Here is a 13221-nt window from a genome sequence, read left to right on the forward strand (position 1 = left end):
GTCGCCCGGGTCGAAGGCGCGGAGCATCGTCTCCGCCTGGGCCGGCGATCCCGATCCCACCGCAACCGCAGCCGTTGTCGCAGCACCCGCCAGCAGTACCGCCCGACGGCCGACACCACCGTCGTCCGGCGCGGTCCGTGCCGCGACCCCGTTGTCCGACAGCATTGCGGCCTCCCACCGGAAGACGAGCACGACCCACGCCACGCTAGCACCGAGCTATATCAGGTTGAAGCTTTCTGCCCGGCATTACGACATCTGCCCGTCTCTCGCGGCCCGTGTAGCGGGTGCGCCGAGCGGATATCGTGGGCCCGCCGACGGCACGACCGGGAGGGGCGAGGCCACCATGGCGACGGTTGACGTTGTCCCGCTGGTCGACGAGGGGTTGGGCAATTCCGCGTACCTGGTCGACCTGGGCGACGGGCGCGGCTTGGTCGTCGACGCGAGCCTGGACCTGCGCGCGGCGTGGGCCGCCGCCCGACGCCGCGGGCTGACCCTGGCGTTCGCGGCCGAGACCCACCTGCACGCCGACTTCGTCTCCGGCGCGCGGCAGCTGGCCGAGACCGAGGGCGCGCGGGTGCTGGCCTCGGCGGCGGGCCACCGCGAGTTCCCGCACGTCGGGCTCCACGACGACGAGGAAGTGGACCTCGGCGGTCTGCGGCTGCGCGCGCTCACCACACCGGGCCACACCCACGAGCACCTGGCGTACCTGCTGCTGGACGGCGCCCGCCCGCTCGGCGTGTTCACCGGCGGTTCCCTGCTCGTCGGCACCGCGGCGCGCACGGACCTCGTCGCGCCGGAGCGGACCGCTCCCCTGGCCCGCGCCCAGCACGCCTCGTTGCGCAGGCTGGCCCGGCTGCCCGACGACGTGGCGGTGTGGCCGACCCACGGCGCGGGCTCGTTCTGCTCCGCCGTGCCCGGCGCGGAGCGGACCAGCACCATCGGCCGGGAGAAGGCGACGAACCCGTTGCTGGCCATCGAGGACGAGGACGCGTTCGCCACCACCCTGCTGGACTCGCTCGGCAGCCACCCCACGTACTTCCGACGGCTCCCGGAGATCAACCGCCGCGGCCCGGACCTGCTGAAGGCCGATCCGGCGCTGCCCGCCCTGGACGTGGCGGCGGTCGAGTCGCTCGTCACCGCGGGCGCGGAGGTCGTCGACGTGCGGCCGGTGGCGGACTTCGCCGCGCGGCACGTTCCCGGAGCCCTGTCCATCCCCCTGCGGCCGGCGTTCGCGTCGTGGCTCGGCTGGCTCACCGGGGACGACCGACCGCTGGTCGTCGTGCGGAACCCCGACCAGGACGCCGACGAGATCGCGTGGCAGGCCGCGAAGATCGGCTGCGGCGGCGTGGTCGGCGAGCTGGCCGGCGGCACGGAGGCTTGGGCGGACGCGGGTCGGCCCACGGCGTCGGTCGACCTGGTGGGGGCGGCCGACCTCGGCCACGCCGCGGTGCTGGACGTGCGGCAGCGGGCGGAGTACGACGCGGGCCACGTGCCCGGCGCGGCGCACGTCGAGCTCGGCGCGGTCGGCGACCACGTCGACCGGGTGCCCGCCGGGCGCACGGTGGTGATGTGCGGCCACGGCGAGCGGGCGATGAGCGCGGCCAGCGTGCTGCTCCGCGCCGGTCACCGCGACCTGGCCGTGCTGACCGGTGGCCCCGGCGACTGGGCCGAGGCGACCGGCGGGTCGCTCGTCACCGAACCCCGCTGACCGCACGCACCCGGTGGCCGGGCTTCGGCCACCGGGTCGCGAGTCGGCTACCGCGCGTCGTTGAACGCCCGGATCGAACCGGCGAAGAACCGCCACGCCTGCGCACGCGTCACGTGACCGGCGGCGACGACGTCCTCCAACGCCTCGGCGACGCACGCCGCGTACTGGTAGCGGGACGTCGAGCGGTCGTCGTAGCTGCACGGGATCTCGGGGAACGTGATGCGCTCGCCCGCCCGCACGTCGTACAGCTTGTTGCGCACGCCGCCCGGCCACAGGACCTCGACGGTGCCGGTGGTGGCCGCGCCCATGCCGAACGTGCCTTCGACGGAGTCCTGGGAGGCGTACGACGAGCCCGCCGTGACCGGCCGGAACGCGGGGGTGCCGTTCTTCGGCGTGAACTTCACCATCGCCCCGATGCCGTCCCGGTTGACCCTGCCGGCGGGCGTCGTGCCGACGCTGCCGAGCGTGCGCACGGTGGCCGAGCCGTTGCCGTTGCCGCCGTTGATCTCCACCGACAGGTCGCCCTCGACCGTGTGCGCGCCGGTCGGGCGGAACACCGACCCGTCGAACTGGTAGACCTTGAGGAACGCCGCCTCCTCGTCGAACACGCCGTCCCAGTCGAACTGCACCTCGTCCTTGTACCTGGTGGTGGCGCCGACCTTGAGGGACTGCGCGGCGCTGACGATGTCGGTGAAGCCGTCGCGGTCCAGGTCGCCGACGGCCATGCCGGTGACGCTGCGCTTGGTGTGGTCCGTGGTCGACAGCGCGGCCTTGTCGTAGTCGAACGACGGGAAGAAGCCCTTGCTCAGCGCGTTTGGCCCTTTGTTGCGCAGCAGCGTGCCGGGGTTGTCGGCGGTGACCAGGTTCATGCCGTCGATGCTGCCGTGGAGCAGGACGTCGGTGGCGCCGTCGTTGTCGTAGTCGAACGTCGAGGTGCCCCACGCCCACGGGGTGGTGCCCAGGCCGCCGAGCGTCGGGTCGGCGTCGCCGTTGTCGGTGCGCGGCGTGGGGACCGAACCGCGCCGGACGTCCACGAACGTGCCGTCGGGTCGCTGGAGGAACCACCGGCTGCTCTGGTCGCCGTACTGGTGCGGCAGTCCGGGCACCGGCAGCTTCATGTAGTCGCCGGTGTTGGCCGCGAACACGTCCACCGTGCCGTCGAAGTTGAAGTCGCCGAACGAGGTCCCGGACCAGCCGCCCCACTCGGCGAGGCCGGAGCGCATGGTGATGTCCTCGAAGTGGCCCGTGCCGTCGTTGCGGTAGAACCGGACGAAGCCGCGGTCCTCGCCGCCGTACTTCTTCGGCTGCACCAGCGCCTGGTGGCTGGAGGTCACCAGGTCGGTGTCACCGTCCTGGTCGTAGTCGACCGCGCTGACCGACCAGGTGATCTCCTCCTTCGGCGGGTCGGGCACCACGCCGTCGACCGTCACCGGCGCGAAGCCGGAGCTGAGGCTGATGTCGGTGAAGCGCCGGCCGTCGACGTTCTTGAACAGCTGGTTGGGCTGGTTCAGCGCGTAGGGGACGCGGAAGATCGGCAGCGCCGTGGTCATGTCGTAGGCGTTGGCGACGGCGATCTCCACCAGCCCGTCGTTGTCGATGTCGGCCATCGTGCAGCTGATGTGGCTGAGCGTGCCCGCCGCGAGGTCGCCCGCGTCGGCGGTGACGTCGGTGAACGTGCCGTCGCCCCGGTTGCGCAGCAGGTGGTTGGCGGCGTTGCGGCCGAGCGCGTAGAGGTCGGTGTCGCCGTCGTTGTCGACGTCGCCCGCGCAGGCGCCGTTGACGTCGACGTCGGTCAGCGTGACGCCGGCGGTGGCCGCGGTGTCCACGAAGTCCAGTCGGCCGGTCTGCTCCAGTTGGTTCTGGAATAGGCTGTTGGGGCTGCCGGGCCCGTTGGTGACGAAGAGGTCCAGGTCGTCGTCGTTGTCGTAGTCGAACAGCACCACGCCGGGCACGCCGTGGGTGTGCACGCCTTCCTTGGCGATGTCGTCGAGGGTGACGAACGGGCGTTGGAGGTTGGCCACGCTTCTCCAGTGCTCGGGCGACGGCGTGCGCCGGTACTGGTCGAGCGCGGTGCCGGGCAGCGCGATCTCGGTGAAGACGACCTGGCCGCGCGTCGGCGCCGCCGACGCGGGTGGACCGGCGGCGACCGGCAGGGCCGCCACCAGGATCACCGAGAGTCCTAGGCGGAGCGGACGGGAGAGGCGAGTCATGGAGCCTCCGTTCGGAGTTGATCACTGACGACCGGCGCGGCGGTCCGCTACATATAACTGTAGTGTCCTGCGGTCCCGCACGTCCAGTGGCGCTCGAAGCACGCACGATCAGCGACTCGCGCAGCGGTACAAGCTATCCGATCCGAAAGTGACCTTGACATATCGCCCACACGGCTCCGATTACCGGTGAGCCCGTTCACAGTTCGGTAATCACAATTGACAGGCAACCATTCCACCGGTGCCAGAATAGGCATTGTCGAACAATCCGACCGATCAGCGGTACAGCGCTCCGGGCGACCGTGGTTCGGTGATGACACGAATTACCGGCTCGAGAAGTGGGGCGGCATGCTGACGTTGGGCATAAGCGGTCATTTCGATTTGCTGCCGGCGTTGTACCGGTCCTACATGCACGACGCCGCCGCGTGCCTGGTGGCCGACGGCGAACTCGTCGCCGCGGTCGAGGAGGAGCGGTTCAACCGGATCAAGAAGACGAACAGGTTCCCGGCCGGCGCCATTCGCGCCTGCCTCGACCTGGCGGGCGCGGCACCGGGTGACGTCGACGCCATCGGCTACTACTTCGACCGCGACCTGGTCGACCTCGGGCTGGGCAACTTCCACGTCGCCACGCCGGCCCAGCCGGTGCGCTGGGGCGTCGACCTGCTCCGGGACCGGCTGCGCGAGCACTTCGACTGGGACGTGCCCGCCGACCGGATCCTGTTCACCCGGCACCACCTCGCGCACGCCTGGTCGTCGTTCGCACGTTCGGGGATGGCGGACGCGCTGGTGGTCGTGATGGACGGTCGCGGCGAGAACGTGTCCACCACGGTCCACCTGGCCGGGTCGGGTGAAATGCGGGAGCTGAAGTCGTACTCGGTGCCGCAATCGCTCGGGCTGCTCTACCAGGAGGCGATCGGGCACGTCGGCTACGGTTTCGGCGACGAGTACAAAGTGATGGGGTTGGCGCCCTACGGCGACCCGGCGACCTATCGCGAGCAGTTCCGCAGCCTTTACACCCTGCGGCCCGACGGCGAGTACGACATGACGCCGCCGATCCCGGACATCAACCCGACCGTGGCCCCGTTCTACGAGGTGGGCTTCCGGTCCCGGCGCGCGGGCGAGCCGGTGACGCAGGAGCACAAGGACTTCGCCGCCGGGCTCCAGGAGACGCTGGAAGTGCTGGCCATGCACGTGATCACGCACTGGGCGCGGCAGACCGGCGCGAAGCGGCTGTGCTTCACCGGCGGCGTCGCGCACAACAGCAGCCTCAACGGGCTGATCCTGCGGTCGGGCCTGTTCGAGGAGGTCTTCGTGCACCCGTCGTCGCACGACGCGGGCGCGGCGGAGGGTGCCGCCATCGTCGCCGCGGCCCGGTTGAGCCGGCCGCACACCCGCGTCGAGCGGCTGGTGAGCGCGAGCCTCGGCCCCGACTTGGGCACGTCCGACGAGGTGGAGCGGCAGTTGCGCGCCTGGGGCGGGATCGTCGAGGTCGAACGCCCGGCCGACGTCGTGGGCGCGACGGCGGAGCTGCTCGCCGGCGGCGCGGTGGTCGGGTGGGCGCACGGACGATCGGAGTTCGGGCCGCGGGCGTTGGGCAACCGCAGCATCCTGGCCGACGCGCGGCCCGCGCGGAACCGGGACCGGATCAACGCCATGGTGAAGAAGCGGGAGGGGTTCCGGCCGTTCGCGCCGGCCGTGACGCCGGAAGCGGCGGCCGACTACTTCGACCTCACCGCCACCGCGGCCGACCACGGGTTCATGTCGTTCGTGGTGCACGTGCTTGCGGACCGGCGGGACGAGCTGGGCGCGGTCACGCACGTGGACGGCACGGCACGGGTGCAGGTCGTCACGCCCGCGGCCAACGCGCGGTTCCACGAGCTGATCACCCGGTTCGGCGAGCTGACCGGCACGCCGGTGCTGCTCAACACGTCGTTCAACAACAACGCCGAGCCGATCGTGCAGTCCGTGCACGACGCGGTCACCACCTACCTCACCACGGAGATCGACGTGCTGGTGGTCGAGGACTTCCTGGTGCGGCGACGGCGACCGGTGGCGGCGGTGCTGGACGACCTGGTGCCGGCGGTGCGCCCGATGACCCGGCTGCGGCAGGACTGGCGGCCGGGCGAGGAGGTGACCGGCGAGGTCTACCTGGACTACTCGTTCGGCCCGTCGGCGAAGGTCTCGCCCACCGTGTTCGACCTGTTGGCGGCGGCGGACGGGGAGAGCACGGTCGCCGCGCTGGCCGGCACGCTGACCGACGAGGTGCGCGAGGAGCTGGTGTCGCTGTGGCAGCGGCGGTTCTTCGCGCTCTCCCCCAAGCCGTGACGGCCGGCGCCGGTGGTCCCGGTCGGGGACCACCGGCGCCGGTTCAGCCCACCAGCTTCTCGATCGCGTCCGCCGCCGCGGGCGCTCCGCCTGCGGAGCGGACCACCTCGCGCATCGCCTCGACGGCCGCCCGGTTGGCGTCGGCCGCCGACACCGCCGCGCGCAACCCGTCCGGCGTCAGGTCCTCCAGCGTGACGCCCAAACCCAGCTCCGCGGCCCGGGCCGCGATGGCCCGCTGCTCCGGGATCTGCGGCACGGTCACGAACGGCACGCCGTGGTACAGCGACTCCATCACCGAGTTCATGCCCGCGTGGCTGACGAACACCGACGCGTGCCGCAGCACGGCCACCTGCGGCACGCGGGCGTGCGCCGTGACGTTCGCGGGCAGCGGTCCGAGCGCGGCGGGGTCGAGGTCGCCGATCGACATGACCACCTCCCACGGGCCGTCGCCGAACGCCTCCGCGCACGCCCGGTAGAAGTCGGGGCGGGAGTTGAAGACGGTGCCCAGCGACACCAGGAGCACCGGCGAGTCCGACGACGGTGACCACTGCTCGGCCTGCTGCCAAGTGCCCAGGGACGGCCCGACGAAGTGGAACCGGTCGTCGAAGGTCTCGGCGGACGGCTGGAACGCGAGCGGCACGAAGACCACGCTGGTCGGGGCGACGTGGCCGAACATGAGGTTCGGGTCGTCCAGGAAGGTGAAGCCGGAGGCGAACCGCGCCATCCGGCCGATCGCCGCGACCAGCTCCGGGTGCTGGTGGTCGAACGACGGCGGCAGGTATACCTGCGTCGCCGAGAACCGCTCGTTCTCCGCGAACGTGGGCACCAGCGCCACCTCGGGCACGGCGAGCAGGTTGGCCAGCATGCGCCCGGTGAAGGTCACCGAGTCGTAGCACACCGCGTCCGGCCGGTCGGCCTCGAAGTGCGCGGCCAGCACCGGGAACGACACCTCGGCGTCGTCCAGGAAGTGGTTCAGGGTCACCGCGAGCTGGTCGGCGGTGAACTCGCCGCGCGCGTCGAGGTCAGGCGGCAGCTCGGACGGCAGCACGACCGGTGTCGCGCCCGCCCGCGCCGCGCCGTCGGCGGTGGCGGGCCCGGTGGCGTAGCTGACCCGGTGGCCGCGCCGGACCAGCTCCTCCACCAGCGGCAGGGTCGGGTTGACGTGCCCGGCGGCGGGCGCGCTGACGAACGCGAAGTGCGCCATCTCAGTCCTCCTCCAGCACCACGGGCAGCGTCTTGTGCCCGTTGGTGAAGAACGACCCCAACGGTTCCAGCTCCGCCGGCGGCACGGCGAGCCGAAGGTTCGGGAACCGCTCGAACAGCGCACGCAGCGCCACCGTGGCCTCGATCCGGGCCAGCGGCGAGCCCAGGCAGTGGTGCACGCCGTGGCCGAACGCCAGGTGGTCGCGCCGGGACGGCCGGGTCAGGTCGAACTCCTCGGCGTTCGCGCCGTGCCGCGCCGGGTCGCGGCCGGCCGCGCCGAAGGACACCAGGATCGCGTCGCCCCGGGCGATCGGCACGCCGTCCACCTCCACGTCCTGGACCGCGTACCGCAGCGGCAGGTTCGGCACGGGCGCCTGCCAGCGCAGCGTCTCGTCCACCACGTCGTCCCAGGTGCTCGTCCCGGTCGCGACGAGATCGAGCTGGGCCGGGTGCGTGGCGAGCGCGTGGATGGCGCTGTCGAGCAGGTTGACCGTGGTCTCGAAGCCCGCGCTGATGGTCAGCAGCAGCGTGTCCAGCAGCTCCTGCTCGCCGAGCCGGCTGCCGTCCTCGTCGCGGGCCGCGATCAGGTCGGTGGTCAGGTCGTCGCCGGGCTCGGCGCGCTTCTCCGCGACCAGGCCCTTGAGCAGCATGTAGAGCTCGGCGGACGCGCCCTGCACGCCGTCGGGGTCGGCGTCGAGGCTGAACACCGCCTCGACCAGGCGGCGCAGGTCGGCGCCGGTCCGCTCGGACAGCCCGAACAGGCCGCTGATCACCCGGATCGGGAGCTGGAACGCGAACTCGGCGCGCAGGTCGACCACCTGGCCGCGGGGCACGGCGGCCAGCCGGTCGACCAGCTCGGCGGTGACGGCCTCGATCCGGGGGCGCAGGGCGTCGACGCGCCGGGCGGTGAACGCCTTGGCGACCAGCTTGCGCAGCCGGGCGTGGTCCTCGCCGTAGGCGGTGAACATGTTCTTCATCGCCACCCACATGATCAACGGCCAGTCGGGCGGGATCTCGCCGTTGCGCCACGCGGGCCAGTGCCGGTTGGCGTCCTTGGAGACGTTCGGGTCCAGCAGCACGGCCTTGACGGCGTCGTGGCCGGTCACCGCCCACGCGCCGACACCGCCGGGCAGCTCGACCGGTGTGGTGTGGCCGCGCTCGCGCAGCCGGGCGGCCTCGCCGAAGATGTCGCCGCCGGCCGGGTCGATGGTGTACCGCTCGACGGCCGGGACCTCGACGGCCTGCTCCACGAACGTCGCGCCGCGCCGGGGCGGCTCGGTGACCTCCAGCAGGGCGGCGGTGAAGCGGGAGCCCATGCCCAGGCCGATGACCATGATGGTGTCGCCGGGGTTGAGGTCGGCGTCGTTGAGCAGGTGGTCGACGCCGAGCAGCTGGTCGCACGGCCCGACGTGGCCGAGCTCGCGCAGGAACGGCCAGGTGGTGCGGTCCAGGTCGATGCCGAGCGGTTCCAGCACGACCACCTGGAGCTGCGCCAGGCCCAGGCCGGTGATCACGAACCGGGTGATGTCGGCGATCGCGACGTTCGCCTCCTTGGCGGCCTGCTCGACCGCGCTCACCAGCGCCTCGCTCATCAGGGTGAGGTAGGGCGCGAGGCCGGTGACCTCGATGGGCGTGCGGTTGCGGTGCCCCAGCGGGTCGGGGATGGACGGGGTGGCCAGCACCTCCATCTGGGTGGCGGAGCTGTTCGCGGTGGCGACCAGGCGGGCCCGGCCGCCGTCGCGGGTGAGCACGGCCGCCGCCGCGCCGTCGGCGAGGAAGATGCCGACGGTGGGCTGCCAGCGCTCCCAGCGCGGCGGCAGGAACCGGGCCGTCGCGGTGACCAGGGTGGCGGTGGCGGACCGGTCGGCGACCAGGTGGGCGGCGGCGGCCTGGAGCGCGGCCGAGCCGCCGTTGCTGGTGGCCTCCACCTCGTAGACCAGGGCGTGACCCAGGCCGAGGACGCGCTGGAGGTGGCAGGAGGACGCCATGTGGTCCTGGTGGTCCATCTGGGCGTAGGCGGCCATGGCGATGTCCGCGCCGGTCAGCCCGGACTGCCGCAGCGCGCCGATCGCCGCCCGCACCGCCATGGCGTGCTCGGTGAGGTCGTCGCTGCGGGTGAACGAGGTGAAGTCGGACAGCGCCAGCAGCCGGCGCATGGTGTCGGTGTCGGGCACGGCGTCCGTCGCCTGCGTGCGCGGCGGCAGGTGTCGGCCGGTGCCGCCGATGAACACGTCATCCCAGATCATGGACGTCCCTTTCCCTCAGTTCGGACAACCCGGCGCCGTACCCGCGGAAGTCCGTGAGCCAGCTGCTGATCGCCAGCGCGGTGGCGGCGGAGTGCTGTTCCAGCACGGAGAAGTGGTCGCCCGCGACCACCGCCGACTCCTGCCCGGACGGTGGCCGTTCGTGCGCGGTGCCGACGTGCAGCACCGGCGCGGTGGTCGGCGCCGGCTCGCACTGCCGGGCCAGGTCCAGGTAGCGGCCCATGGCGACGAGCCGGTCGTCGTCGACGGGGTGGACCTGGTGCTCGGGGTCGAGCACGCCGGCGAGCACCGCGCCCGGGTCGTCGGCGGGCGTGATCAGCACGAGCGCGGCCGGCGTCGCGCCCCGGGCTTCGAGGCGGCCGGCGACGGCACGGGCGAGCCACGCGCCGACCGATCGGCCGACCAGGGCGAACTCCCCCGTCACCGCGTCGGCGACCGCGTCGGTCAGCGCGTCCACCAGCGCCTCGGCGGTGACGGGCAGCGGGCCGCCGGTGAAGCCGGGCAGCGGCACGGCGACCACGTCCCGCATCGCCTCCAGCGCGGCGGCGAACCGCGAGTACTCCTCCACGCCGGTGAACGCCAGCGCGGACGGCAGGCAGACCAGCGCGGGCGGCACGAACCCGGTGGTGAGCTTGACCGGCGTGACGTCGGGGCGGTCGGCGAGCGGGCCGAGGCGCGCGGCGGTGGCCAGCAGGTCGAGGCCGTCACGGGCGCGGTCGACGTCGATCGCCTTGCGCAGCAGGGTTTCCAGGGGCCCTGGGTCCCGGTTGGCCGTGCCGCGGAGCTGCCCGTAGAGGTGGTTGGCCAACTGGGCGGGTGTGGGGAAGTCGAACACGGCGGTCGCGGCCAGCTCCAGGCCGGTGGCCGCGTTGAGCCGGTTGCGCAGCTCGATCGCGGTCAGCGAGTCCACGCCGTGGTCGCGGAACGCCTGCTGCGGGTCGGCGGTCAGCGGCGTGGTGTGGCCGAGGACGGCCGCGCTGTGGGTGTTGATCACGTCGAGCAGCAGGGCGCGCTGCTCGGGTTCGGCCAGTGCGGCGAGGCGTCCGATCAGGTCGGACGGCGTGACCGCGGGTGCCGTGGCGCGGTGTGCCCGCCCGCGGCGCAGCAGCGGCGTGCGGGCCGTGGCCGGGTCGAGGTGGGCGGGCACCAGCACGGGCGGGCCGGCCGCCAGGCCGAGGTCGAACAGCGCCAGCGCCCGGTCGGTCGGCAGCGCGGGGAGGCCGGCGCGGGCCAGCCGGAGCCGGTCGGCCGCGGTCAGGTGGCCGGTGATGCCGCTGTCCTGCGCCCACTGGCCCCACGCCAGCGACACGGCGGGCAGGCCGGCCGCGTGCCGGTGGCGGGCCAGGGCGTCGAGGAACGAGTTGGCCGCCGCGTAGTTGGCCTGCCCGGGACTGCCCAGCACGCCCGCCGCGGACGAGAACAGCACGAACGCGTCCAGGTCGCGGGTCAGCTCGTGCAGGTGCCAGGCGGCGTCGACCTTGGGCCGCAGCACGGCGTCCAGCCGGTCGGGGGTGAGGCTCGCGGTCACGGCGTCGTCCACGATCCCGGCGGTGTGCACGACCACGCGCAGGTCGTCGACCGTGGCCAGGAGCGCGGCGAGCGCGTCCCGGTCGGCGACGTCGCACGCGGCCACGGTGGCGGTCGCGCCCAGTTCGGCCAGGTCGGCCCGGAGTTCCGTCGCGCCCGGGGTCGCGTCGCCGCGACGGCCGACCAGGACGACGTGCCGCACGCCGTGCGCGGTGACGAGGTGGCGCGCGGTGAGGCCGCCGAGGACGCCCAGGCCGCCGGTGATCAGGGCGGTGCCGCGCAGCCGGGGTGGCGTGGTGTCCTCGGTGGACTTGGTCAGCCTCGGGACGAGGGCCGTGCCGTCGCGGAGCCGCAGGTGCGGTTCGGCTTCGGCGAACGCGGTCCGCACGGCGGCCGGGAGCGCTTGGCGGGACGCCTCCGTGCCGTCGTGGTCGACCAGCAGGAACCGGCCGGGGTGCTCGGTCTGCGCGCTGCGGACCAGGCCCTGGACGGCCGAGGACGGCAGGTCGTCTTCGGTGACGATCACCAGGCGGGTGCCGTCGGCCAGCGCGCGTTGCACGTCGTGGAGCGCTTGCCGGGTGAGGGCGTGGGTCTGCTCGACCGGGTCCGCGCCGGCGGCGGTGAGCTCGCGGAACTCGGCCGTCACGTCCGGCGCGTCGGTGACCGGCAGCGGTGTCCAGTCGAGGGTGAACAGCGAGTCCGGGTGCCGGGTGACGGCGAGGCCGCCCAGTTCGACGGGCCGCAGCACGAGCGAGTCGACGGTGGCGACGGGTGTGCCGGCGGTGTCGGTGACGCGGACCGCGTAGGTGTCCGGCGCGGTGGGCGACAGGACGACCCGCAGGGTGGCGGCCGTGCCGGTGATCGACGCGCCCGTGAACGAGAACGGCAGCCGGGCCAGGCCCTGGCCGGGTCCGTCGACCTCGGCGGTGATGCCGGTCAGCAGGGTGAGCGGCTGGATCGCCGCGTCCAGCAGGGCCGGGTGCAGGCCGTAGCCGGACAGGTGGGCGTGGTCGGCGGGGAAGGCGACCTCGGCGTGCAGCTCGTCGCCGTGCCGCCAGATGGCGCGCAGGCCCCGGAACGTGGGTCCGTAGTCGTAGCCCGCGTCGGCGAGCGTGTCGTAGAGGGTGGAGATGTCGACCGGGGTCGCGCCGGCGGGTGGCCAGGTGGTGGGTCCGGTGGGCGGGGTGGCCGGTTCGGTGGCCAGGACGCCGGTGGCGTGGCGGGTCCAGTCGTCCGGGTCGGCGGCGGTGCGCGAGTGGAGGGTGACGGGTCGTCGGCCGGTGGCGTCCGGCGCGCCGACGGCGACCCGGACGTGCGCGGTGTCGTGCAGCGGCAGCGGCGCTTCGAGGACGAGTTCGGCCAGCACCGGGCAGCCGACCTGCCCGCCTGCCCGCAGGGCCAGTTCCACGAACCCGGTGGCGGGCAGCAGGGCCGTGCCGAGGACGGTGTGCTCGGCCAGCCACGGGTGCGCGGTCGCCGCCAGCACGCCGGTCAGCACCACTCCCTGCCCGTCCGGCAGCGGCACCGCCGCCCGCAACAACGGGTGGTCCAGCGCGTCGAGCCCGGCCCCGGCCACGTCCGCCGGGGCGCTCGGCACCAGCCAGAACCGTTCGTGCCGGAACGGGTGGGCGGGCAGGTCCAGGTGGGTCCGCGGCGCCGCCGGCCGCCAGTCCGCGCCCTGCTCCCAGAGCTGGCCGAGGGCGGCGAGGACGCGTTCGGGCTCGTCGTGGTCGCGCCGCATCACGCCGGTCGGCACCAGCGTGGGGTGGGGCCCGATCTCCAGGAACGTCGTCACCCCGTTGGCCCGGCACCAGTCCACGGCATCCTCGAACCGCACGGCTTCCCGTGCTTGCCGCACCCAGTACCCGGCGTCGAACGCCGTGCCTTCGGAAGGGTCCCCGCCCAGGGGATCCCTGTTTTCAACGCTACGCGAACGGTCCGACAAAACCGTGGACACGATGGGGATCTGTGGATAACCGAAAGTCAG

General features: G+C 73.2%; 6 protein-coding genes. 2 read left to right on the plus strand and 4 right to left on the minus strand.

All coding sequences use genetic code 11. From position 1 onward, the window contains the following. Nucleotides 1-343 precede the first annotated feature (343 nt). Nucleotides 344-1708: an MBL fold metallo-hydrolase gene (locus ACIQMJ_RS38380; RefSeq protein ID WP_499765932.1), complete on the plus strand. Its 1365-nt coding sequence runs from the start codon at nucleotides 344-346 to the stop codon at nucleotides 1706-1708. Between the two features lie 47 nt (nucleotides 1709-1755). Here ACIQMJ_RS38380 and ACIQMJ_RS38385 read toward each other — a convergent pair whose 3' ends face one another. Continuing rightward, nucleotides 1756-3879, minus strand: a complete 2124-nt coding sequence (locus ACIQMJ_RS38385) for a CRTAC1 family protein (RefSeq protein ID WP_499765933.1) — start codon at nucleotides 3877-3879, stop codon at nucleotides 1756-1758. A 444-nt stretch (nucleotides 3880-4323) separates the two neighbouring features. Between ACIQMJ_RS38385 and ACIQMJ_RS38390 the strand changes: the two genes are divergently transcribed. Beyond that, nucleotides 4324-6240, plus strand: a complete 1917-nt coding sequence (locus tag ACIQMJ_RS38390; RefSeq protein WP_499765934.1) for a carbamoyltransferase family protein — start codon at nucleotides 4324-4326, stop codon at nucleotides 6238-6240. A gap of 43 nt (nucleotides 6241-6283) precedes the next feature. Here the strand turns inward: ACIQMJ_RS38390 and ACIQMJ_RS38395 are convergent, their stop codons facing one another. The 3 genes from ACIQMJ_RS38395 to ACIQMJ_RS38405 are packed head-to-tail and all read right to left on the minus strand — an operon-like array spanning nucleotide 6284 to nucleotide 13071. Then, complete coding sequence (locus ACIQMJ_RS38395; protein ID WP_499765935.1) at nucleotides 6284-7444, minus strand: macrolide family glycosyltransferase; 1161 nt, start codon at nucleotides 7442-7444, stop codon at nucleotides 6284-6286. Nucleotide 7445: 1 nt separating this feature from the next. Further along, nucleotides 7446-9689 carry a cytochrome P450 gene (locus tag ACIQMJ_RS38400; RefSeq protein ID WP_499765936.1) on the minus strand — a complete coding sequence of 748 codons (2244 nt, stop codon included), beginning with the start codon at nucleotides 9687-9689 and terminating at the stop codon, nucleotides 7446-7448. Further along, entirely contained in the window at nucleotides 9676-13071 is a 3396-nt protein-coding gene (locus tag ACIQMJ_RS38405) for a type I polyketide synthase (protein ID WP_499765937.1), read from the minus strand. Before ACIQMJ_RS38405 ends, ACIQMJ_RS38400 begins: the two co-directional genes overlap by 14 nt. Nucleotides 13072-13221 lie beyond the last annotated feature (150 nt).

The sequence above is a fragment of the Actinosynnema sp. NPDC091369 genome, assembly GCF_044757065.1.
GTDB lineage: Bacteria > Actinomycetota > Actinomycetes > Mycobacteriales > Pseudonocardiaceae > Actinosynnema.

Coding starts and splice junctions, on each gene's coding strand:
- ACIQMJ_RS38380 (WP_499765932.1), top strand. CDS start 344: ATGGCGACGGTTGACGTTGTCCCGCTGGTCGACGAGGGGTTGGGCAAT.
- ACIQMJ_RS38390 (WP_499765934.1), top strand. CDS start 4,324: ATGCACGACGCCGCCGCGTGCCTGGTGGCCGACGGCGAACTCGTCGCC.
- ACIQMJ_RS38395 (WP_499765935.1), bottom strand. CDS start 7,444: ATGGCGCACTTCGCGTTCGTCAGCGCGCCCGCCGCCGGGCACGTCAAC.
- ACIQMJ_RS38400 (WP_499765936.1), bottom strand. CDS start 9,689: ATGATCTGGGATGACGTGTTCATCGGCGGCACCGGCCGACACCTGCCG.